Genomic DNA, 23,159 nt, shown 5'->3' on the forward strand with positions numbered 1-23,159 from the left:
GAGTCGCAATTAAGCGCGTTTTGAGCCCTCAAAACGCCCTTAATTGCGACTTACTTGGGTAGGCGCACACGATAAAGGGGCGGGGTCACCATCACGGTGACCCCGCCCCTTTTGCGTTGGGTGCAGGTGCTACGGGCGCAGCGTCAGCGGACGACGGCGGCCGTCCACGTCGGTGGTCGGCCACCGGTCGTCGGTGGTCAGGACGCGCACGCGGGAATCCGTGAGCAGGACAGTGTCCTCGATCTTCACACCAGGGCCGGACGGGTTCCACGTGAAGGGCTGGTTGAGCACCACCGCGTCCGTCACATCTGCCGTGACCCGGGGATCGCGGCCTGCGTAACCTGCCGGCCCGCCCTGGTGGTGCAGCGTCCACTGATCCTCGCCGAAACCATGCCGTGCATAAGCCAGCTTGATCTCGGCGAAGATCTCATTGAGCCGGGCTCCGGGGACAGTGGCACGGAAGATGTCGGCCTCCACGGCAGCAATCCGGGCCTCGGCGTCGAGCTCCTCGGGAGTGCCGGCGTCGAACGCCACCCACCGGGTCACGTTGGCAACCAAGCCATTCCGGCGGGCGCACACCACGGCCATGGCACGCCGTCCGATGGGCGAGTGCGTGGCCAGGGGATGACGGAAGTCGCTGCGGGAAGCGCCGTTGCAGAGCAGGACCAGCGGTTCGGCTCCCACCGCCACAATCCGCGCGGCCAGGTCCGAAACGAGCTGGAACTCCGTGGTCTCCGGGGTTGCCGCGGTGAGGACATCGGTCATGGCCGTGGCGGCATCAGCGGACAGTTCGGCATAACGGGCAGCCTCGGCCGGGAGCAGTTCCTGGCGGGCCGCGCGCAGTTCCGCGGTGACGGCTGCTTCCACCAAGGGGTCACCATCAACGGCCAGCCCGGCCGCGACCGCATGCAGTTGGCCATGCCACGGCACAGTGTGAAGGCTGACGCCACTGGGCAATTCCTCGGCAGCGATGCGCCCGGCCTCGTTGTTGAACGTCACCAGGTGGTCGCCGTCGCGGTCCACCAGAAGGGCTGCGATGGGGTCGCCGGCCAGGCTGATGTGGACCCGGCTCCCGTCCAGGTACCAGGTGAGCGCTGTGTTGGACGTCAGAAGGAGCGAATCCCGGCCGGCAGCGTCGAGGATGTCCAACACGCGGCGGCGCTTCACTGCGCGGTCTGAGGTGTTGCCGGGTACGGTGTTGCCGGGGACCGTGCGGGCTGGCGCCGCTGCGCTCACCGTCGTTGGTGCCTGCGTTGGCGCTTGGCCGGTGAACGGCGTGGATTGAGTAGGCGTGGTCATGCCGGTTCCCCCAAAGTTGAGATGAGTTGTTCAATGTCTTGTGTTGCCAGGAAGCCATCCGTGACGAGCACGGTGACGGTCCTGTGGACAGGGTGGCCGGGTTCGGCCGATACCGGGCGGTCCCAGGCCAGGGAAAGGCCGACGCCGGGATAGCCCGAGTGCCGCACGAACCACGGGTCCGGCGCTTGCGGTGAGGCAAGGAACACCAGCGTTGCCGGGTGCCCCAGCCCGGGGTCGCCGGTGACGTGCGCGGCGCCGGCTGTTCCGGCGTCGAACGTTCCCGACCACGCCAACCACGGCGCCGCGGTGCCGTGAACAGCATCCTCGCCGCGTGAATCCGGGGTCCAGATGGTGGCGTCGCTGACTTTCGGCAGCCGCCAGAAGAAGCCTCCGTAACCACCCTGCTGCCGCCCGTTGGAACCCGGGCTGCCCAGCAGCACCGGGCGTCCGGTGGCGGACTCCAGCGTGAAGTCCAGCGTCAGTTTCCACGCTGAAGGCCCGACGGCGGCCCAGCGCCATTCGCGCTGTTCGCGGAGTACTGGTGATCCGTCGGGACCGAGCCAGCTCAACTGTTCACGCCGCTGCCCCTCGGAGTGGTCAACGGACTCCGTGACGATGCGGCCGTGGTCCTTCCGCCAGACGTAGGCGCCGGCATCCCGGGTGTAGGTGCGCCCGCCCCAGAAGTTGATGCCGTCCACGTCCTGGATGGCGACGCCCGCGCCCAGATGCCACACGTGGTCTTCCGGGACATGATCCGTCACCACGGTCCCCGCAAGTGTTCGCACTGGGTGCAGGTAGGGGCGCGGTGACGACGTGGGGCGGATACGGGTTCCGTCCTGGAGCGTGGCGACCTGCGTGCCATCGACGCGGAATTCCGGCAGGCTTGAGGGGGCGGCCCCGGAGCCGGCCGCGGCGCCCGTCCAGGGTGCTCCGAGCTCAGCGAACGTGGCTTGCCCCAGCGCTGCCCGGCGGATCAACGATTCGATGCCGTGCACCACGGGGTGGGCGTCGTCGCCCTCGCCTTCCCACGTGACAAAGTCCGGGTGGATCAGCCGGGGAGCCTCCGCAGTGCGGATCGCCTCGAGCACCGACACATACGCGCCGACGCCACTGAGGGGGCTGAGGAGATCCTCCTCGCTGCCGGCGGACAGCAGGTTCTCCAGCAGGTCGGTCCGTCCGAAGGTCTTGGTCCTGACCCCCTGGGGCGTGGTGATCTCCACGCGGTCCTCGGTATAGAAGAGCGTCAGCTGCCCCACCGTGCCGTAGACGGTGACTGCAGGTGCCGATTGCACCGGTGCGCACAACGTCAAGGCGCACGTCAGCACAGGTCCTCCCGCCAACCCAGTGCCTTTGGTGGTTCGGACCCTCACTACTGAGGTGTCGTCGCTCTCGGTGTCATTGGCCCGGTAGAGGTCCGTCTCCACGGAGGCAACGTCGGAGACCGTTCGTGCCCCGGCAAGCCGCAGCCCCGTAGCCACAGCGTGTGCCAAGGCATTGGTGACCACACCGTCCACCACGTCGGTCCCGTTCAGGCTGCGCCTGCCGGCCCATCGGGAACGCTTGAAGTAAGACTGGGTCCTCAGCCACAAACCTGTTGCGCTGAGCCCGCGGACCTCTCCAATCTCACCGGCGGCCACCAGCGCTTCAATGGCGGGGAGGGCCTCGGAGCCCAGGCTTTGGAAGCCCACCTGCACCAGGCGGCCGGCGCTCGCGGCTGCTGCCATGACCTGTTGGTATTGCTCCATGGAGGCCACCGGGGGCTTTTCAAGGTACACGTTGGCGCCGGCCTTGAGCGCCGCCAGGGCCAGGGGAGCGTGCGTTTGGATCGGCGTGGAAATGATCACGACATCCGGCTCGACTCCTGCCGCCAACAGCTCATCCAGGGAAGGGAAGACCTCAACGCCGGGGCCAAGTTTTCCGTCGGCGGGAGGACGCGGATCGGCGACGGCCACCAGATCCAGCGTGCCGGTCGAGGCCAGCCGATCCAGGTTGGCGAGGTGCCGTTCGCCGAAGCCGTGGACACCCACCAGTGCGACACGGGGGAGCCGGGAGTGAACCTCCGCAGCGGAGGCTGTTAAGGGCTGGGTCATGAGGCTGTCCTAGTGAGGTCAGGTGCGGGGGAATTGCCGGATTGGGTGGGTTTCAGGGCTGCGGCAAGGAAGACCGCGGCCTCGTCCTGCATGGCCTGGGTGAAGACGTGGGGTTCGGGCCAAAGGCTGCCGGTGTACCGGGCGGGCAGGTGCTCCATCAGGTGCTGGTGGGCATCGCGCATTCCCTGTTCCGGGAAAAGCTGGTCAGCCATGCCGTATTGGACCAGGACCGTGGCGTTGGAGCGCACGGCCAGGTCCGGCCAGTCTCCCAGCTTCGAGAGACCGGGGGAGTGGAGCAACCACGAGTGGGCATCCAGGTACGCCGGCAGCAGCGAGCCAAAGGTGGTCATCATGCACGTCACCACGTAGCTGCGGATCAGGGGACTCAAGGCAGCGAGTACCATGGCTCGCCCGCCTCCGCCGGAGAACCCGAGGCAGCCGAGCCGTTCGGAATCCACCCCCGGGAGTGTCGCGAGGATGCCCAGCGCGGCAAGGTCGTCGTGCGCCGCGGTTCCGGCGACGCTGCTGCCGAGCAGCGTCGCGGCTTTGGCCACGGTTTCCTCGTGGGCTGCTGCGGCAGCGTTGTATTGTTCCGCTGCGGAGGGTTCGACGCCGGACTCCCGCCAGAGTGCCCGCTGGCCGTTGACGGCGGCGGCGGTCCGCCAGGGCAGGGTGTCCAGGCCAAAGCCACGGCTTCCCCACATGAAGGTGTCGTGGGCCAGCACTGCGAAGCCCTGCTGTGCCATCCATGTGGCGAGTGCGCGGCCGTCATATAGCTTCTTTCGCACTTCGGCCGGGATGGGGCCAAAGGGGAGCAGCGCCTGGCCGGAGCCGCCCGCGTTGGAGGCGCCGCCGTCGTGATCTTCTTTGTCGGCCGGAAGTGAGTTGCCCGGAAGGGACACGAGCCGCTCCGCGCCGTAGGCCTTGACTCCACCATGGCAGTGCAGGGCGAGGATGCCCGGCAGCGGGCCGGTTTCCCCGGTGGGCCGAACGAACCAGGCCGATGTCCTCGGCCCAAAGCCCAACTGCCAGGACAAGTGGGAGGTGGTGACGTCGTCGTGCGCTGTTTCGGAGTGCACCGTGTACTCAAGGTCCGGTGTTACGGAAGGTACGCCAAGTGTGTCGGCCAGTTGCTGCGCGGCCGGAGAAGCCGCGGTGAAGCGATGGCGGAGGGCGTAGTCCGGCCAGTCTTCGTAGCGCGCCAATGCGCTTGGACGGGTGGGTGTATCTGCCATGTCAGCAGCGCTCACGGCAGTCGCAGTCGGTGGGGAACAATGGTGTCCTGACTTTTCGATGCGTCGAGGGTGTGCGGGGGCGCACGCCGGGCGTCTTCAGCGTGGGGAAATCGGATGGGGCGGCTTCATCAGAAAACGCTTTCTCAAAAATTAGCAAAAGGCTGTACATGGGTCAAGAAAACGTTTACTTTGGTACGGAGCCGCTGAAGCCCGGGACCTGAATCCCGGCTCCTCAGGGGAAGCGCCGGAACATCGGCGCCCCGGAAGGCAAGCACCAACCAGACTCGAAGTGCGTGGATGGCCACGATGACCAAAGGAGACCACATGGCCGCTGTATTACACACGGGGACGCCGCAAGGCGTTCGCGGGCCGGCGAGGGGGAAACGATGAGCGCTATTGGCGAACTCTCGACAATGACCCGCCGCAAGGGCCCCATGACCAAGGAGGAAAAGAAGGCGAACGGCCGCGACAACAAGGCCGCGTACATCTTCCTTTCGCCGTGGCTGGTGGGTTTGGTGGCCATCACTGTTGGCCCCATGTTGATGTCGTTGTACTTGTCCTTCACGGACTACAACCTTCTGCAGCCGCCTGAGTGGGTAGGCCTGGATAACTTCGTCCGCATGTTCGGCGATGCCCGTCTTCACAACTCGCTGGGTGTGACCTTCACGTACGTGCTGGTGGGTGTTCCGCTCCAGTTGGCGGTGGCACTGATCATCGCGCTGGTCCTGGACAAAGGTCTCCGCGGACTTCCGTTCTACCGTTCCATCTTCTACTTGCCGTCCCTGCTGGGCGGCTCCGTTGCCGTTGCGATCCTGTGGAAGCAGATCTTCGGCACCACCGGCCTGGTCAACCAGGTCCTGGCGATGGTGGGCATCGAAGGCCCCGGCTGGATCTCAGACCCCAACACCGCCCTTGGCTCCATCATCCTGCTGCACGTCTGGACCTTCGGCAGCCCCATGATCATCTTCCTGGCCGGCCTGCGCCAGATCCCTGTGATGTATTACGAGGCAGCCGAAGTTGATGGCGCCACCACATTGCAGAAGTTCTGGCGGATCACCCTTCCGATGCTGAGCCCCATCATCTTCTTCAACCTGGTGCTGCAGATCATCGGTTCGTTCCAGTCGTTCACCCAGGCGTTCATCGTCTCCGGCGGCAACGGCGGCCCGTCCGACTCCACCATGTTCTTCACCCTGTACCTGTACCAAAAGGGCTTCGGCCAGTTCGATATGGGTTACGCCTCAGCGATGGCCTGGTTCCTGCTGGTCATCATCGGTGTCTTCACTGCCATCAACTTCATCGCTTCAAAGTATTGGGTGTTCTACGATGACTAAACTCCAGACCCTCCCCGCAGCTTCCTCCGACGCCAAGGCTGGCAAGTCCGGAAAGAGCCCGCGCCGCCGCGAGTCCCGTGGCAGCCTCGCTTTCAGCCGCAGTGCCCGCATCAAAGGTTTGATCAAGCACGCCATCCTGATCATCGTGGGCGGTGTGATGATCTACCCGCTGCTGTGGATGGTGGTTTCCTCCCTGCGGCCCAACGATCTCATCTTCCGCGAACCCGGCCTCTGGCTGGAGAACCTGGAAATGAGCAACTACACCGATGGCTGGTCCGCGCTGACCCACCCGTTCGGGCATTACATGATCAACTCGGCGATCGTGGTCCTGGGCTCCATCCTGGGTAACCTGATCTCCTGCTCCATGGCGGCCTACGCTTTCGCCCGGCTGCAGTTCAGCGGCAAGAAGATCTTCTTCGGCATCATGCTGCTGACCATCATGCTCCCGTTCCACGTGGTGATTGTGCCCCAGTACATCCTGTTCTCCCAGATCGGTTGGGTGAACACCTTCTGGCCGCTGATCGTACCCAAGCTCCTGGCCACTGACGCGTTCTTCGTGTTCCTCATGGTCCAGTTCATCCGCGGTATTCCGAAGGACCTCGATGAAGCAGCACGCATCGACGGTGCCGGCCACCCGAGGATCTTCCTGCGCGTGATCCTGCCCCTGATGGTCCCGGCCCTGGCCACCACCACCATTTTTACGTTCATCTGGACCTGGAACGACTTCTTCGGAGCCCTCATTTACCTGACGGACCCGGACATGTTTACCGTCCCTGTGGCACTGCGGGCATTCGTTGACTCACAGTCGGCCACCAGTTGGGGATCGCTCTTCGCGATGTCCATCGTGTCCCTGCTCCCCGTGTTCTTCGTCTTCCTGTTCGGCCAGCGGTTCCTCATCAAGGGCATCGCCACCACCGGCATCAAATAGGCCGGGAGCATCGCCGGAAGGGGGCGGCGGTTGCCGCCCCCTTTTGGCGAGTGACGCCCGGTGCCAGGTGTCGACGGCGGTGCGTACCGCCGTCGACATGCGCGCCGACGACGCCGGTTACCGGCGTCGAGCCTTTGAACAACTAAGACAAGTTTGCATCTTGTAATACAAGATTGTGACTTGTATCATAATCATCAGCAAGAAAACGCTTTCCCAATCGCATCAGGATCAATGAAGATCGGAGACAACAGTGCCGGTACATCCCAAAGGTGAGGCAGTCGCCCCCGTAGCAGGGTCAACAGCTTCGGCTCCCGCAGCCCAGGCTCCCAAAGCCCGGCGTAACAAGCGCAAACTCCGCGCCTCGGCGTTGGTCGCTGCCACGGCGGCAGCCGTGCTCGCCCTCACCGCTTGCGGCGGCGGCGGAGGATCGGACGCCAAGAGCGCCGACGGCAAGGTGGAGCTGCGCTTCGCTTGGTGGGGCGGCGACAAGCGGGCCCAGGTAACCCAGGCGGCCATCGCTGCGTTTGAAGCCGAGAACCCCAACATCAAGATCAAGCCCGAGTACGGCGACTGGAGCGGCTACTGGGACAAGCTGGCCACCCAGGTGGCAGCCAACGACGCTCCTGACATCATCCAGATGGACGAGAAGTACATCACCGAGTACTCCACCCGCGGCGCCCTGTTGGACCTCTCCAAGTACCAGATCGACACCTCCAAGCTCGACGAAGCCGCGCTGGAAGCCGGCAAGGGCGAGAAAGGCCTGACCGGCATCGCTGCAGGCATCAATGCCGCAACCATCCTGGCCAACCCGGCGGTCTTCCAGGCAGCAGGCGTCGCCATTCCGGATGACAAGACCTGGACCTGGGAAGACTTCGAGCGCGTTGCCGCCGAGGTCACCGCCAAGTCGCCCAAGGGCACCTACGGCGCCGCCGCCTACGGCACGGATGAAGCATCCCTCGGAGTATGGCTTCGCCAGAACGGCAAGTCCCTCTACACGGAGGACGGCAAGCTGGGCTTTGAGCCTTCGGACATCGCCGAATGGTGGGGCTTCCTGAAGGAACTCAGCGAGAAGAAGGCTGTTCCGTCGGCATCGGAGGTTGTTGAAGCCGAAGCCGCTCCGCTGGACCAGAGTGGTCTGGCTACCGGCAAGAACGGCCTGGCTTTCTGGTGGTCCAACCAGCTTCCGGCACTCGAGAAGGCTGCCGGCGGCGAACTCCAGATCCTGCGCTTCCCGTCCAAGACGGGCAAGGCTGAAGACGCCAAGCTCTGGTACAAGGCTTCCCAGTTCTGGTCCGCGTCATCGCGTACCAAGCACCCGGAAGAGACTGCCAAGTTCATCGACTTCCTGACCAACAACGTCAAGGCCGGCGAGGCTCTGCTGGCAGACCGCGGCGTGTACCCGAACTCCGAGGTCCGGGAGGCCATCGCTCCCAAGCTGGCCAAGGCCGACGTCAAGGTTGTCAGCTTCATTGACGGCATCAAGGGCGAACTTGGCGAGGCACCTGCAGCACCGCCGAAGGGTGCTGGTTCCATCCAGGAAATCGTCAAGCGGTACACCTCGGAGGTCCTGTTCAACAGGCTCTCCACTGAAGAGGCCGGCAAGAAGGCTGTGGACGAAATGAAGTCCGCCATCAGCTAGCTTTTCCTCAGAAAACAACCGCGCCCCGGACGGATCATTCGTGATCCGGCCGGGGCGCGGTTTTTTCGTGCGCGTCAGCCTTCGTGTGCCGGCCCAACTGGGTAGCAGATCATGTCGTTCTGACGCGTGAGAACGGCATGATCTGCTACTTACTTGGGTTAATCTTCCGCGATGACAGCCACGGCTCCGGCGGGGACGACGCCGGTGAAGCGCAGGCCGCTGAGCAGTTCGGCGCCGTCGGCCTTGACCGTGAGGTCTTCCCTGCTGTGGTTGATGGCGAACAGGAAGCTGCGGCCGTCGTCGGTGCGCCGGCGGGAAAGTTCGACGCCGGCAGTCGCCTCGGCCACGGCCGTCACCCCGGCGTCGTCCACCAGTCGAGCGGTCAGGGCATCGATGCCGGCGGCATCCGGGAGCGTGGCGAGGTACCAGGCTGAACCGTTTCCGACGGATCGACGCGTCAGTGCCGGGACGCCGTCGAGAGGGTAGTCCGTGAAGGTCGCCAGGACCTCGGCCGAAGCGCCGGCGGACCCGGCAACATGCACGTGCTCGCTCCACACGGAGCCGGAAGTTCCATCGCTCAACGCGACCGAGGTGCCGGGGAACAGTGGGTGGAATTCCTCGCTGCGGATGCCCAGCAAGTCACGGAAAGCGCCGGGGTAACCGCCCAAGCGGACATGGTCGCGCTCATCGACGATGCCGCTGAAGTAGCTGATCAGGACCGTGGCGCCATGTTCCGCAGCGGCGGAAATCGAAGCAGCTGCCTGGTCCGTCACGGAGTACAAGGTGCAGACCAGAATGAGGTCGTAGCCTGCGAGGTCCGCGGAGGGATGGACGAAGTCCGCGGTGTTTCCGCGGAGGTACAGGGAGCGGTGGAACGCCCGCATCGTATCGAGGTATTTCAGCGAATTGTTGGGGTGCGAGTCCAGCTCCGACGCCCACCAGGCCTCGTAGTCGAACACGATAGCCACCCGGGACTCCACCCGTGATCCCTTGACGGGTTCCAGCCGGGCCAGTGCCTCGCCGAGGTCCACCACATTGCGCCACACCTGGGTGTCGCGGCCACCGTGGGGAACCATGGCTGAGTGGAATTTCTCCGAGCCTGCCTTGCTCTGCCGCCACTGGAAGAACATCACGGCATCGGCACCGCGCGCCACGTGGGCGAGTGAGTTGCGGAGCATTTCGCCGGGCATCTTGGGCTGGTTGTGCGGCTGCCAGTTGACTGCCGACGTGGAGTGTTCCATCAGGATCCACGGCTGGCCGCCTGCTACGCCACGGGTGAGGTCTGCGCTGAACGCGAGCTCGATTTCGCGTTCCGGGTCCACGGCCACCAGATAGTGGTCGTTGGCAATCACGTCCATGTCCTTGGACCAGTCAAAGTAGTCCAGGGTCTTGGTGGCGCTGGAGACCATGAAGTTGGTGGTAGCCGGGATGGCCGGGGTGACCTCGCGGATCACGGCCAGCAGTTCGCGGTAGTAGTCCATGAACACCCACGAGTTGAAGCGGGCAAAGTCCAGTTGCTGGCCCGGGTTGAGGGTGGTGGGAGCCGCGCCCGGCGGGATGATGTCCGCAAATGAGGCGTAGTGCTGGGACCAGAACGCTGTTCCCCAGGCCTCGTTCAGGGCCTCGATGGAGCCGTAGCGCCGCTCCAGCCAAGCCCGGAAAGCGGCGGCGTCTTCGTCTCCGTGGAACTCGCCAACGTGGCAGCCAAGTTCGTTGTCCACGTGCCACAGCGCCAGGGCGGGGTGGTCCTTGTAGCGTTCGGCGATAACCCGCGTCATGGCGGTGGCGTACTTGCGATAGACAGCCGACGACGGCGTGTAGTGGCGTCGCGAGCCACGTTCCAGCCGCACTCCTTCCGCGGTGACGGGCAGGATCTCGGGGTATGCGCGGGCAAGCCAGGCCGGGGGAGAAGCGGTGGCGGTAGCGAGGGCCACTTTGATTCCGGCTCCATGGAGGTTGTCCAGGACATCGTCCAGCCAGCCGAAGTCGTAGTTGCCTTCGGTGGGTTCCAGAAGTCCCCAGGAGAAGATGGCGACGCTCAGGAAGTTCACGCCGGCTTCCTTCATCAGCTCGATGTCTTCCATCCGGATGTCTTCGGGCCACTGCTCAGGGTTGTAGTCGCCACCGTAGGCGAGTCCGTCGATGCTGTTCCAGACAGGTGTGCTGCTGGTGTTTTCGGGGGAGGTCAAGGTGACTCCTTCGTCATGGTGGCGGTTTCAGTCTCTGCTGTGGCCGGAGCGTATGCAAGCAGCGTACCGATGAAATCACTGCGAAGCAGGTTCTTTGGAAAACGCTTGCCCAGATTGATAATTAGGGATATTGTATCGATTCAGAACGAGTGTAAGCGAGATCACTGCCACGTTGTAGAGAACTCGACCAGCTTGCACCAACTGAGCAAGGAGGCTCTCATGATCGATAGAAGGAAATTCCTGGGTACGGTGGCTCTGGGCACTGCATCTGCCGCGTTCCTGGCCGCGTGTGGCCAGTCTTCGTCACCGGCCCAGACTGGTTCGGCGGAGAACCCCGTCACCATCACGTACACGTGGTGGGGCAATGACGACCGTGCCGAGCGCACCCGTAAGGCCATTGCGTTGTTTGAGTCCAAGAACCCTGACGTGAAGGTCAACGGCAATTTCTCGGACTTCGCGGGGTACTGGCAGAAGCGCGCTACCGAGGCTGCCGGCGGCGGCTTGCCGGACGTGATGCAGTGGGATTTGTCCTACCTGCGTGATTACGGCCAGCGGAACCAGCTCCTTGATCTGGGCACGGTAAAGATCAACACGGATGCGTTCGATAAGTCCCTCCTTCCCTCGGGCCAGATCCGAGGCAAGACCTACGGCATCCCGACCAGCACCAATGCTTTCGCGGTGTATTACGACCCCGCCAAGCTCGCTTCGCTGGGTATCGCGGAGCCGGATGGTTCCTGGAACTACAAGGAGTTCAACACCTTCCTGGCCGAGGTTGGCGCGAAGGGCAACGGCACCTTGTTCGGCGGCACCGACTACACGGGTATTTGGTGGAACTTCAACATCTGGTTGCGGCAGAACAACATCCAGGCCTTCACCGATGAAGGAAAGCTTGGTTTCTCCAAGGATGACCTGAAGAAGTGGTGGAACCTCACCGCGGACCTGCGTGGCACCGGCGTGATTGTGGGCGAGGACAAGGCTACCCAGCTGCTGCCCAAGTCCCCGTTCGGTTCCAACGTCACGGCCACGGAAGTGACCTGGGATAACTTCATGGCCGGTTACCTCGCCGACTCCGGCGCCAAGGAACTCAAGCTCGTCCCCGTTCCCTCGGATGATCCGGATAACCTGGGCCTGTTCCTCAAGCCCTCCATGCTGATGGTGGCCAGCGCGAAGACCAAGAACAAGGACGCTGCTGCCCGGTTCATCGACTTCATGGTCAACGATCCCGAGGTGGGTCAGATCTTCAAGACTTCCCGCGGTGTTCCGGCGTCGAAGACCCAGCGCGACGGCACCACGTTCGAAGGCACCGACAAGCTCGTGGTGGACTACGAGAAGTCCATCGAGAAGTACCTCAAGGATGCCCCGGAGCCGCCCATTGTTGGTTTCGGCACCCTGGAGTCCACGTTCAAGCGGGTCACGCAGGACCTGAACTACGGCAAGTTGACCGTGGACGGCGCAGCTGATGCGTGGTTCAAGGAAGCCGAAGACCTTATCAAGCAGAACGCCTGATCCAGACCTTCTGTGTCTGATCCCGGCCTTCCTAACTGACGGATTATTCTCGTGACGCAAAGCCCAACCCTGAGCAGGCGTGCCGCCTCCGCTCCCACGCCGCCGCGTAAATCGCGGCGGCGTGGGGCGGACACCCGCGCCGGTTACACCTTCCTGTTGCCGTGGCTGCTGGGATTCATCGCCCTGACCGTGGGCCCGATGATTTCCTCGCTGTACCTGTCCTTCACCAACTACAACCTCTTCGATGCCCCCAAATGGATCGGTGTCGATAACTACGTCACCCTCTTCCAGGACGAACGGTTCCTGCAGTCGGTGGGCGTGACCATGCAGTACGTGGTCTTCGGAACCCCGCTCAAGCTCGCGGCGGCGTTGGCGATCGCGATGCTGCTCAACAGCAAACGCAAGGGCCAGGGTTTCTACCGGTCCGCGTTCTACGCCCCCTCGCTGATCGGTGCTTCGGTATCCATCGCGATCGTCTGGAAGGCCATGTTCGGGGACTCCGGCCCGGTGGACCAGGGCTTGTCCTTCTTCGGGATCAACCTCGGTGGCTGGGTGGGCAACCCCAACATGACCATGGGCATGATGATCCTGCTGACCGTCTGGCAGTTCGGCGCCCCCATGGTGATTTTCCTGGCCGGCCTTAAGCAGATCCCCGCGGACCTGTACGAAGCGGCATCGATGGACGGCGCCGGACCGGTCCGCAAGTTCCTGAATATCACCTGGCCCATGCTTTCCCCGGTGATCTTCTTCAACCTGCTGATGGAAACCATCCACGCCTTCCAGATCTTCGCCTCGGCCTACATCATCTCCAACGGTGAAGGCGGCCCTGCCGGATCAACCCTCTTCTACACCCTCTACCTGTACCTGCGCGGTTTCAGCGACTTCCGGATGGGCTACGCCTCGGCCATGGCCTGGCTCCTGGTGATCGTGGTCGGCATCATCACGCTGATCTTCTTCAAGACCTCCAAGTCCTGGGTCCACTACAGCGGTGATTCGAAATGACAACCATGGCAACCCCCACCCAAAACCAACCCACCACGCCCGCCAGCCCGGCGCCGGTTTACAACCCGAAGTCCGAGTCCACCACGGTCAAACGGATCAAGAGCACCATCTTCCACATCGTCGCGTTGGCGCTGGTGGCCATGGTCCTCTACCCCGCCCTGTGGATGATCTCCGCGTCCTTCAAGCCGAACTCCGAGATCGGCGGCGCCAACAACGCGTTGTGGTCGGCCAACTTCAGCGTCAACAACTTCATCACGGCCATGGAAGGCATCGGCGGGGTCTCCACCCTGACGTTCTTCACCAACTCGTTGATCCTGGCTGTCGGCGCCGTCGTCGGAACGGTCCTCTCAGCGTCCATCTCGGCCTACGCGTTCGCCCGGATCAACTTCCCCGGCCGTGGACTGTTCTTCGGCATGATGATCGCCACCCTGCTCCTGCCCTTCCACGTGGTCATCATCCCGCAGTACATCGTGTTCCAGCAGCTCGGCCTGGTGGACACCTACGTGCCCTTGCTGATCGGCAAGTTCCTCGCCGCGGACGCGTTCTTCGTCTTCCTCATGGTCCAATTCATGCGAGGCCTCCCGGCCGAACTGGACGAAGCCGCCCGCATCGACGGTGCAGGACACGTCCGGATCTTCGGGTCCATCATGCTCCCGCTCATGAAACCGGCCCTGATCTCCACCTCGATCTTCTCCTTCATCTGGAGCTGGAACGACTTCCTCGGCCCGCTGCTCTACCTCAACACCCCCGAAAAATACCCGCTCCCACTCGCGCTGCGGCTCTTCGTGGACCAAACCCAGTCCTCGGACTACGGCGCCATGATCGCCATGTCCGTCCTGGCCCTCCTCCCGGTCCTGGTCTTCTTCCTCGTCTTCCAGCGCTACATCGTCGAAGGCGTCTCCACACAAGGCCTCAAAGGCTGACGGACACGGAAGAGAATACTGAAGAATGAGCACTATGAACGCCACTGGCAAGTCCTCGGGGAAGCCCGGAATTCCGGTCAACCGCTTTGCCCTCTTTGCCGAGACCATCCTGGCCGGGGTCATCGTGCTCCTCTTGTCCGTCCCCCTGGTGACGGCGCCGGCTGCCTATGCGGCCGGCGTCGCGCAACTGGAAAGGCACCTCAGCGGCAGGGACGATTCCCTGCGGAGCTTGTGGGGCAATTTCCGTCGTGCGCTTCCCGGCAGTTGGAAGTTTGGCATCACGACGGCGGTAGCCGCCGTCGTGATTGTCCTGAACCTGTTGCTCGCCCTGGTGGGTCAACTGCCCGGCCGTGCAGTCATCCTGCCGGCCACGTTGATTCTGGCTGCGGCCGGGGCGATCCTCCTGCTCCGCACCGCTGCCAACTGGAGCGGTGGCGTGAACTGTGACGGCGACGCCGGCCAGCAGCCTGTTGAGGTGCCGGGCCAGCAACGCTGGGCAACTGCCTACTCAAGCGCCAAGGATGACTCGGTGCGTGACTGGAGCGGTTCCCTGCTGTTGCTCGCCGCCCTCTTCATGACGGTCGTCTTCGTCTGGATGTTGCAGGCGTTGTTCGTGATCGTGCCCGGGACCCTGGTCCTGGCCGCCGCAGCCATTAAGATCCGCTCCAATCGCTGAGTTTTTGTACAGCTAATGCCCTTTAGGAGCCTCCTTAAGGGCGTTATGTGTACAAAAACTCCATAAGAATCCGCACCCAACCCGCTGAATCGAGCAGTCCACCCCGTGTCGCCGCGCCAGTTCCCTCCGCGCCCCAAATCCACCACCTCAACCGAAGCATCCGCCGCACGGACACGCTCCACGGAAACCTGGCACTACCCGCTGCGGCACCACAATTACCGGATCTTCGTGGCACTCTCGCTGGTGGGGAGCGGCGGGGTGTGGATGCAACGGCTGGCGCAGGACTGGCTGGTTCTCCAGCTCACGGGGAGCCCGGCCGCTGTGGGCCTCGCCGTGGCGTTGCAGTTCCTGCCCATGCTGGTGGTGGGCCCCATCAGTGGTGTGCTGGTGGATCTTTTCCCCAAACGACGCATCCTCCTTGTCGGCCAGTCTGTTGCGGTCTTGCTGGCTGCCGGACTTGCGGTGTGGAACGCAACCGGCGGCACCGACGTCTGGGTGGTCTACGCCTCCTGCATCGCCTTGGGCGTCACCAGTGCCATCGATGGACCAGCGCGGCAGGTGTTCGTCAACGAGGTGGTGGGCGATACCGGACTCCCCGCAGCCATCGGCCTGAACAGCGCCGTTAGCCAACTGGGTGCCATGGTTGGACCCGCGCTTGCCGGCGTGGTTATTGCCCAGGCAGGTCCGGCCGCGGCGTTCGCTGCCAATGCCGGCTTGGGAATGGCCGTCCTGGTGATGATCATGTCCATCAGACCAGGCGAGCTCCACCACTCACCCGAGGTCAGTGGGCAGGAGCCGCGGCGCGGGCGGATCCTGGCAGGTTTCCGCTTTGTCCGGGCGCGCCCGCCGTTGCTCCTGACCATGCTGCTGGCAGGCTTGCTGGGCGCTTTCGGCATGAACGGACCCGTGGTCCTGGCGGCCTTCGCGGATCAGGTGTGGCACAGCGGTCCAGCTGGATTCGGCCTCTTCAACACAGTCAGCGCCTTGGGGGCCTTGGCGGGTGCTTTGGTGGCCACGCGGATCAAGCGCTTTGGCCGCAAGGGGATTGTTGCCAGTGCCGGGCTTTTTGGCCTGACGCAATTGCTGGCCGCCGTGATGCCTACGCAGGAATGGTTTGTGGTGATGCTCATTGTGGTGGGCTTCATGACGCTGCTGTTCCTCACAAGTGCTGCCACCGCCGTCCAGTTGGAGGCCGGCGCCAGCGTTCGCGGCAGGGTCCTGGCCCTCTATTTCCCGTTGCTTCTGGGTGGGCACGCGCTGGGTGGATTGTTGGCGGGATGGCTGACGGAGGATTTTGGCGTCCGTACTGGGTTGGTGGTCACCGGTGCGCTGGGTATGGCCTCGGCTGCTGTGATTGGTTTCCTGCTGTGGAGCTTCTCAAGACGCCGGCGCTGAGCCCGTACATCTCGATGAGCGGTTTTGTGAAAGTTTGGGAGGAAACAAACAAAGTTTCCTTGACGGGTGACGTAGAGCACACCTAGGCTGAGAAAGCGTTTTCTCCGACGTGCATCTGCAAGACTCACCCTGCCCAGACAAGGACCCCAGATGTCGATCCGTGCAACAAAGAAGTTCGCGCTCAAAGCTGCAGCCGCCGCGGCCGTTGTAGCCATCACCATGACAGGCTGCGGCAGCTCGCCGCAGGCCGCCTCCGACGGCACAGTCACCCTGCGCTTCAGCTGGTGGGGCTCGGATGTCCGCCACAAGATGACCCAAAAACTTATTGACGCCTTCGAAGCCGAGAATCCCACCATTAAGGTCAAGGGCGAATACGGCGACTGGTCCGGCTATTGGGACAAACTCGCTACGCAGGTTGCCTCGCAGGACGCTCCTGACATCATTCAAATGGATGCCGCTTACCTGGGCGAGTACGCCGAGCGCGGTGCCCTCCTGGAACTTAAGGACGTAGACCTTGGCAAGTTCGATTCTGCCGTTGCAGATGCAGGCAAGGTTGAAGGTAAGCAGTATGCCGTCACTGCCGGTGTGAACGCGCAGGTAGTTCTGGCCAACCCATCGCTCCTGTCGGCCAGCGGTGTCACGTTGCCCGATGACAAGACCTGGACCTGGGACGAATACAACAAGACGGCGGCCGCCATCACCGAAGGCAGCAAGAGCGGCGTCTATGGCTCAGGAGCCGTCAGCGGCGACGCTCCCATGAATCTCTGGTTCCGCCAGCACGGCAAGTCGCTGTTTACCTCGGACGGCAAGTTCGGCTTTGACGAGGGCGACCTCACGGGCTGGTACGAATACCAGGCCGAACTCCGCGATTCCAAGGCCGTGCCGCCCGCCTCGGTGATGACAGAGGACGCCACCGCTTCTGTAGACCAACAGGGCCTGGCTACCAACAGGTTCGGGCTCGCGTGGTACTGGTCCAACCAGCTGAGTGCCCTGACCAAAGCGTCCGGCCAGCCCTTGGAGATCCACCGTCCGCCGAGCACTGACGGCAGCGCCGCCAGTGCCAAGCAGTTCTACAAGTCTTCACAGTTCTGGTCGGCGAGTTCCCGCACCAAGCACCCGGCGGAGGTGCAGAAGTTCATCGACTTCCTGGCCAACAATGTGGAGGCCGGCGAGATTGCCCTCGCAGACCGCGGAATCCCGGGCAACTCGGAGGTCCGCGCCGCAGTCCTTCCCAAGCTGACACCGGAGGACGCAGCCACGGCAAAGTTCATTGACGAGATCTCCTCCGAGTTGGGAGACGCAGTGCCGGTACCCCCGGCAGGTTCCAGTTCCGCCGTCGAGGCTTTTGGCCGATACGGCCTGGAGGTGCACTTCAACCGGATGTCACCCGGGGACGCTGCCAAGAAGGCCATGGACGAAGCCAAGAGCGCGCTGGGTTAGGTTCACTGAGGCCCCGCGAGGTGGCATTTAATGACAGTTCAGACGAGGAACATTGTCATTAAATGCCGTCTCGCGGGCCGAAAGTCCACGTGCCAGGTCCGGCCGGAACTGTACGGTCCGGGAGCACCACTTGGGCTGTCACGCCTGCGGGAATGCTGCACTCCAACTCCATGCCGTCGGCCGTCCGTTGCCAGGAAACAGCAACCACTCCGCGCTGGGTGGGCACGCTGCCCTCGGCACGTTCCAGCCGGCACACCGGCGGTTGAATCACGACGGCGGACGCCCCCGGCGCTGTCACCCGGACACCGAGGAGGTACTCAAGGATCTCCCGGACTACGGAAGCAGACCAAGCGTGGGACTGGCTGTAGTCGCTGCCCTCATCGAGTTCCCAGGCCTCCCAGGTGAAGGAGCCACCGGCTTCCAGCAAACGTGCCCAGCCAGGCTGGCCTGGCTCCGTCAGGAGATCCAGGACAGCGTCCACGCGCCCCTGCGACAGCAGCGCCCGGAACAGTCGGTGCACCGTCATGGGGCCCTGCCGCATCCCCATTCCGGCGATGCGTTCGGCGTCCTTGGCCGCGTGCACGGAGGGGGTAATGCCCAGCGACAACGGGAACGACGTCGCATGCTGTGAGGCATTCAGGCTCGGCCGGGCGTCGGCGTACAAACCATCCACCATCACGCCGTCCACGCGCAGCCGGGTGTTGATGTGCCCCGCCAGCTCCTCGGCCGCTTCCCTGTACCGGGTGGCCTCGGGCGCAAGGCCTGCAGACCCGCAGAGCCGGCTGACGGCGTCGAGCACCGACCAGGACTGGGCGTTCACCGTGGTGCGGGCCGCACAGTCCATGTCGTAGCCGAAGCGGCCCGGCGCCGGCCAATCCACGATGCCGTGGAGGTACGGGCCCGCACCGCCGCCAAGGTCGGTGACCAGCCCGGCGGTGGGACCGTTGCCGGGGATGTGCCGGAGCACGTACCCGGCCGTGTCCTGAAGGCAGGGGAGGAGTTCCTGGACCAGTGCGTCATCCCCACTGAGCCGGTGGTAGTCCTCCACCCATTCGGGCATCATGAGCGAGAAGTCGGGGATGTCGCGCTTGCCGTCGCCGTTGGGATACACCGCGTTGTAGCGACCCCGCTGATCGGGTGAATCCCAGTAGCGCTTGGCTGATCCCGCGAATTCGCGCAGTGCCTTGGCCGTGAAATGACGCTCGCCGAACAAAGCCATGGTGGCGTAGGAGATGTTCACGGCGTCGCCCAGGAACTGGCCCTTCTCGCGGGTGGGCGTGTCCACGAACTGTTCCTGCACACCGAGCAACGCAGAGTCCCGAAGGAGCGCGAAGACCCTGTTCAGGGTGTCGTCGGAGCTGTGGAAGCTGCCTTCGGCCGGGTGTTCAGCATGGATGACCGTTGCCCCCACCGCACCGAGGTCAGCGATGCCCACGCCGGGAAATTCGAGGTAGCGGAACCCCAAGTGCACCGCTGCCTCGTAGCGCTGCGGACCGTCCTTCTGCGTATACGGGAACGCCATGTCCGTGTTCTGGCTGGGTGTCTTTCCTGGGTCCACCCGACCATCGGCCCGCAGGTTGTACCCTGCCCGAACCATCACGGTCCGTCCGTGCCGGCCCCGGAGGAACTCCACCACCGGGCGCCCGGGGATCACTGCGCCGAAGTCCGCCACCGGTGTGCCGTCGTCGGCCGTGAAAATGTCGACGGCGGGAGCATGGTTCCGCGCGACGCTGGCGTGATGTGGGTTGAGGACCGGGAAATCGGGGACGGGATGGGCTCCGATGGAAAGCGCAGGCTGCCAGGCTTCCGGCTGGGCTCCGGCGTCGAAATGCTCGATCGGGTCGCCCTCATCGTTGCGGTACCCGCTCTGGCGGTAGGGACCCTCGGCCACCAGCCAAGCGGGCCCGGATCCGAACACGTCCCGGGTGCCGTCGTCGTACTCCACCGTCAACTGGGCCAGCAGACCAGGGCGGCCGGCCGCGCGGCCCTGGCCCGGACCGTACCAATGCGCGACGGCGGTCAGGCTGGCGGTACCGCTCGACTGCAGTGTGTCAGTGACGTCGGCGGCGTTGTAGAAGTGTTCGCCCGGGTAGCCGAAGTTGGTGGTCTCCAGGCAGGGACTGCCGTTGAGGGTGAACGCGGCGTGGTGGCTTGCCGCAGCGTAGAGACGGGCGCGGACCACGGGCCGCTTGAGGCTGAAGGTTGCCTTGGCAAGGGTCCACTCGTCGGGCTGGCGGAGGGGAGTGGTGGTGGTCCAGTCTGCCAGCGAGCCGGGGTCGGTAAAGTCGCTGCTGTGGAGGGTCTTCCCGTCGCTTCGGACATCAACGGAGAGGTATTCGGCCTGGCTCCGTGGCCCTTGGTGGAAGGCGATGCCCGTGCCGCCGGTGTTTGCGACGTCCGAGTCCAAGGCCGTGGTGCCGTCAATGGTGACGGTGATGCGCTGCCCGTCGTCGGTGACCACCAGATTCTGCCAGCCGTCGTGGGGAGTGGCACCCGCCCGCGAAACAGCGGTTGCCTCAAAGGCCGGGGTTTCGGCCAGTGCCTCCGTGGCGGGCGCAGCCATGGCTCCGATCTCCCAATCGGGAGCCTGCCGGAGGACGGCTGTACGGTTGGGTTTCATTTCCAGCAGCAGCCCGGTTCCGGGTCCCTCGCTGCGAAGGAGAATTCCGGCAGTACCCAGACGCAAGCGGAAGCGGGCATTGATGACCGTGTTGCCGCTGGCTGGCACGGGCCAAGGAAGATGTGGCGAGCCGCTCACACGCAGCAAACCCTCCACCAGTTCCAGCGGAGCGCGGCCTCCCGGGGCGCGATGAATCCACTCGGCGTTCCAGCCGCTTGTTCCCGACTCGTAGAGCCCTGTGCTGAAGGGGGCCGGCGCGCTCGGCGCGCCCACAGCGCCGGTGGCGTCCGTGACCTGCACGGTCCACTGGTAGTCACTGTCAGGGCTGAGGTTGGGGCTGTTTTCGGGGCTTGTGGAGGACTGGTGGTGCTGCTGGTCCGTGACAACAGTGCCCGAATCCCACACTTCTGTTCCGGCGCGGTCCATCACCTGGAGGCGGTACGCACCTTGGAACGATTGCCCCGTGTCAGCGGAAGGACCGGCATCCAGCTGCCAAGCGAACCCAGGCAGTGCCGGGGCCATCAGGCACTGCGTTCGGCCCTCCACCGTGAGGTTCGTCGCGAGGAGTGGTGATGCCGGGGCGTTGGAACTCATCGAGCTGACACCAATTCCTCGATGTCAGGGGTGCCGAGTATTCCGTCACTGATCCACACCGTGACGGAACGGGTCAGCGAATCGCCCGCAGCCAACTCGACTGCGGTGTCCCAGGCCAGCGCCGAACCCACGGCCGGGTAGCCGCTGCATCGCACAAACCATGGGTCCGGGGACTCGGAAGGTGCGCCAAACACCAACGTGGCCGGCCCGCCGTCGAACTCTCCGGTCCACGCCAGCCACGGCGTCACGGAACCATGTACGGCGGGTTCGCCCTCGGCTGTGGAGGAGAACACTCGCGGAGAGGCATTGACAGGAAGCCTCCAGAAGAAGCCGCCGTAGCCACTTCCCGCGGCACCGTGCGAGCCAGGACTGCCCAGCGAGGCATCCACGACGGCGGTGAGTTCCGTTGTGATGTCCAGCCGCCACGTTCGCGGGGTGACGAGCGAACGACGGAAAGTGCGACGCTCCTCCAAGAGCAAGCCGCCATCGGCGGCCAGCCAGTGGAGGTCCGCCGTGGAGTGGTCCGGTCCGTGGGTGACTCCGGCGATCCCGATGCTGCCGTGGTCGTTCAGGTCCACGTATTTTCCTGCCGACCGGCGATAACTGCGCCCACCCCAGAAATTGCTGCCGTTGACGTCCTGCAGCGCGAAACCGGCGCCGAGATGCCACACGTGGTCCGAAGCAAGGTGGTCTGTCACCACAATGCCGCCGCGGGTGGTCACCGGATGAAGGTAAGGGCGCGGCGACAACGCCGTGGCAAGGTCACTTCCCTTGCGGAAGATGGCTGTGGGAGCTTCCTCACTGGGATCGCCGGCACCTTCAGATTCCGCATCGGGGGCGAAGAGAGCTTCGGATCCCGTTGCGTCTGGTCGCGCCCACGGCAGGCTGAGTTCGGAGAACGTGGCATGGGACAGTGTGGCCCGTTCCAGGATGTCCTCGATGCGGGGGATCACTGCATGGGCTTGATCGCCGGATCCCACCCACGTCACGAATTCCGAGGGAATCAGGGCAGGAGCCTCGGCTGTCCGGATGGCTTCCAGGACGCGCATGAAGGCGCCGCTGTGATCCAAGGGGCTGAGCAAGGCGGTGCCGTCGGAAAGGTGTTGGAGCAGGTTCTCCGTGAGATCGTCCCGCCCGAAGACGTGGGTGGTTTCGCCGGCTTCGGTGCGGACCGTGACACGGTCTTCGGTGTAATGGAACACCGCTGTTCCCTCGGTGCCGTGAAGCGTGACATACGGTTCCACGGATTCGGTGGCACACAGCGTGAGGGCGCAGGTGATGGGCAGTCCGTTGACGGTCTTCATACGGATCACGGAGGTATCGTCCGCTTCAATGTCGTTGGCGCGGTAGAGGTCTGTCTCCACGAAGGACAGGTCTTCTGCCTGGCGTGCTCCGGCGATGCGGAGGGCAGTGGCAATCGCGTGGGCCAAGGGGTTGGTTGCGACGCCGTCCACTACGTCCACGCCGTCGAGGCTGCGTTTGCCCGCCCAGCGCGAGCGTTTGTAGTAGGCGCGGTCGCGGACCCAACGGCCGGTAGCGGAGATGCCCTTGAGCGTGCCGATGCCTGGAAGTTCTTCCGTGGCATCGCCGTTGGCCAGCTGTTCCAAAGCGGCCAGTGCATGGGAACCCAGGCTCTGGAAACCGATCTGTACGCTGCGTCCGGCTGCGGTTGCGGCCTCCTTGAGTCGGAGGAAGTCCTTCATGGAGGCTACCGGGGGCTTTTCCAGGTAGAGGTGGGAATGGGACGCCAGGACGGACAAAGCCAGCGGGGCGTGGGTCTGAATCGGAGTAGCCACGATGATCACGTCCGGGTGGTGATCGCCGGCCAGCAGGGCATCCAGATCTTCGTGGACAGCAGTTGTCCCGGGCAACGCTCCAGCGGACGGTGGATTGGGGTCCGCCACGGCAACGAGTTCCACCACACCCAGTGCGCTCAGCCGATGGAGGTTGTGGAGGTGGTGTGTTCCGAAGCCGTGGACTCCTACCAGGGCAATCCTGGCGGCTGAGGTACGGAGTACGGGCGCGGGCGCCTTTTGGGGTGTGGGTGCCGTGCGGGATCCGGGTGTCGTCCGGGGTGCCGGTGCAGCCCGGTGCGGGTCGGGGCTGGTGATGGACTCGATGGAAGGGGTGTCCATGGCTCTCCTCTGCTGGCGCTGCAACGAAGGCGGTGACGCCGTCGTCAGGGTATTCACGTAAGTATCCGGCGGGTTCAGGCTATACCCAGCAAGCGATTTCCCATTTCCGGCTCCGCCCAGTGTAGCGCGGGCTCCCAGTAAATGTAACGATTCAAGA

The 23,159-nt window shown here is 64.1% G+C and carries 15 protein-coding genes; 9 read left to right on the forward strand and 6 right to left on the reverse strand.

Annotated elements, in window-relative coordinates:
* Positions 1–129 precede the first annotated feature (129 nt).
* The 3 genes from AB4Y77_RS10275 to AB4Y77_RS10285 are packed head-to-tail and all read right to left on the reverse strand — an operon-like array spanning position 130 to position 4,624.
* Entirely contained in the window at positions 130–1,299 is a 1,170-nt protein-coding gene (locus AB4Y77_RS10275; protein WP_442013838.1) for a M24 family metallopeptidase, read from the reverse strand.
* Positions 1,296–3,389: a DUF6807 family protein gene (locus AB4Y77_RS10280; protein WP_442013839.1), complete on the reverse strand. Its 2,094-nt coding sequence runs from the start codon at positions 3,387–3,389 to the stop codon at positions 1,296–1,298. Before AB4Y77_RS10280 ends, AB4Y77_RS10275 begins: the two co-directional genes overlap by 4 nt.
* On the reverse strand, positions 3,386–4,624 hold the full coding sequence (locus AB4Y77_RS10285) for a dienelactone hydrolase family protein (protein WP_442013840.1): 1,239 nt from the start codon (positions 4,622–4,624) through the stop codon (positions 3,386–3,388). Before AB4Y77_RS10285 ends, AB4Y77_RS10280 begins: the two co-directional genes overlap by 4 nt.
* 386 nt (positions 4,625–5,010) lie before the next feature.
* Here AB4Y77_RS10285 and AB4Y77_RS10290 point away from each other — a divergent pair, with 386 nt between their 5' ends.
* The 3 genes from AB4Y77_RS10290 to AB4Y77_RS10300 all read left to right on the forward strand — a co-directional run bounded on the left by AB4Y77_RS10290 (position 5,011) and on the right by AB4Y77_RS10300 (position 8,522).
* Positions 5,011–5,955 (forward strand): carbohydrate ABC transporter permease, encoded by a 945-nt coding sequence (locus AB4Y77_RS10290; RefSeq protein WP_311214028.1) that lies wholly within the window; start codon positions 5,011–5,013, stop codon positions 5,953–5,955.
* Positions 5,948–6,883, forward strand: coding sequence for a carbohydrate ABC transporter permease (locus AB4Y77_RS10295; RefSeq protein ID WP_442013841.1), 936 nt, complete (start codon positions 5,948–5,950; stop codon positions 6,881–6,883). The genes AB4Y77_RS10290 and AB4Y77_RS10295 overlap by 8 nt, the downstream gene beginning before the upstream one ends.
* A gap of 250 nt (positions 6,884–7,133) precedes the next feature.
* Positions 7,134–8,522 (forward strand): ABC transporter substrate-binding protein, encoded by a 1,389-nt coding sequence (locus AB4Y77_RS10300; RefSeq protein WP_442013842.1) that lies wholly within the window; start codon positions 7,134–7,136, stop codon positions 8,520–8,522.
* A gap of 158 nt (positions 8,523–8,680) precedes the next feature.
* Here the strand turns inward: AB4Y77_RS10300 and AB4Y77_RS10305 are convergent, their stop codons facing one another.
* On the reverse strand, positions 8,681–10,711 hold the full coding sequence (locus AB4Y77_RS10305) for a beta-galactosidase (RefSeq protein ID WP_442013843.1): 2,031 nt from the start codon (positions 10,709–10,711) through the stop codon (positions 8,681–8,683).
* Between the two features lie 219 nt (positions 10,712–10,930).
* Here AB4Y77_RS10305 and AB4Y77_RS10310 point away from each other — a divergent pair, with 219 nt between their 5' ends.
* The 6 genes from AB4Y77_RS10310 (at position 10,931) to AB4Y77_RS10335 (ending at position 17,653) form a co-directional block, all read left to right on the forward strand.
* A complete protein-coding gene (locus tag AB4Y77_RS10310; RefSeq protein WP_442013844.1) occupies positions 10,931–12,217 on the forward strand; it encodes an ABC transporter substrate-binding protein in 1,287 nt (428 codons plus the stop codon).
* A gap of 51 nt (positions 12,218–12,268) precedes the next feature.
* Positions 12,269–13,219 carry a carbohydrate ABC transporter permease gene (locus AB4Y77_RS10315; protein WP_442013845.1) on the forward strand — a complete coding sequence of 317 codons (951 nt, stop codon included), beginning with the start codon at positions 12,269–12,271 and terminating at the stop codon, positions 13,217–13,219.
* Positions 13,216–14,142 carry a carbohydrate ABC transporter permease gene (locus AB4Y77_RS10320; protein WP_442013846.1) on the forward strand — a complete coding sequence of 309 codons (927 nt, stop codon included), beginning with the start codon at positions 13,216–13,218 and terminating at the stop codon, positions 14,140–14,142. Before AB4Y77_RS10315 ends, AB4Y77_RS10320 begins: the two co-directional genes overlap by 4 nt.
* A gap of 34 nt (positions 14,143–14,176) precedes the next feature.
* Positions 14,177–14,818 (forward strand): Poxvirus protein I5, encoded by a 642-nt coding sequence (locus AB4Y77_RS10325; protein WP_442013967.1) that lies wholly within the window; start codon positions 14,177–14,179, stop codon positions 14,816–14,818.
* A gap of 105 nt (positions 14,819–14,923) precedes the next feature.
* On the forward strand, positions 14,924–16,213 hold the full coding sequence (locus AB4Y77_RS10330) for an MFS transporter (protein WP_442013847.1): 1,290 nt from the start codon (positions 14,924–14,926) through the stop codon (positions 16,211–16,213).
* Between the two features lie 150 nt (positions 16,214–16,363).
* Positions 16,364–17,653 carry an ABC transporter substrate-binding protein gene (locus AB4Y77_RS10335; protein WP_442013848.1) on the forward strand — a complete coding sequence of 430 codons (1,290 nt, stop codon included), beginning with the start codon at positions 16,364–16,366 and terminating at the stop codon, positions 17,651–17,653.
* Positions 17,654–17,711: 58 nt separating this feature from the next.
* Here AB4Y77_RS10335 and AB4Y77_RS10340 read toward each other — a convergent pair whose 3' ends face one another.
* The gene (locus tag AB4Y77_RS10340) at positions 17,712–20,867 is read right to left on the reverse strand and encodes a family 78 glycoside hydrolase catalytic domain (protein WP_442013849.1); all 3,156 of its coding nucleotides are present in this window, start codon (positions 20,865–20,867) and stop codon (positions 17,712–17,714) included.
* Positions 20,864–23,002: a DUF6807 family protein gene (locus AB4Y77_RS10345; protein WP_442013850.1), complete on the reverse strand. Its 2,139-nt coding sequence runs from the start codon at positions 23,000–23,002 to the stop codon at positions 20,864–20,866. The genes AB4Y77_RS10340 and AB4Y77_RS10345 overlap by 4 nt, the downstream gene beginning before the upstream one ends.
* Positions 23,003–23,159 lie beyond the last annotated feature (157 nt).

It is taken from the genome of Paenarthrobacter sp. YAF11_1, from assembly GCF_052113445.1.
GTDB lineage: Bacteria > Actinomycetota > Actinomycetes > Actinomycetales > Micrococcaceae > Arthrobacter.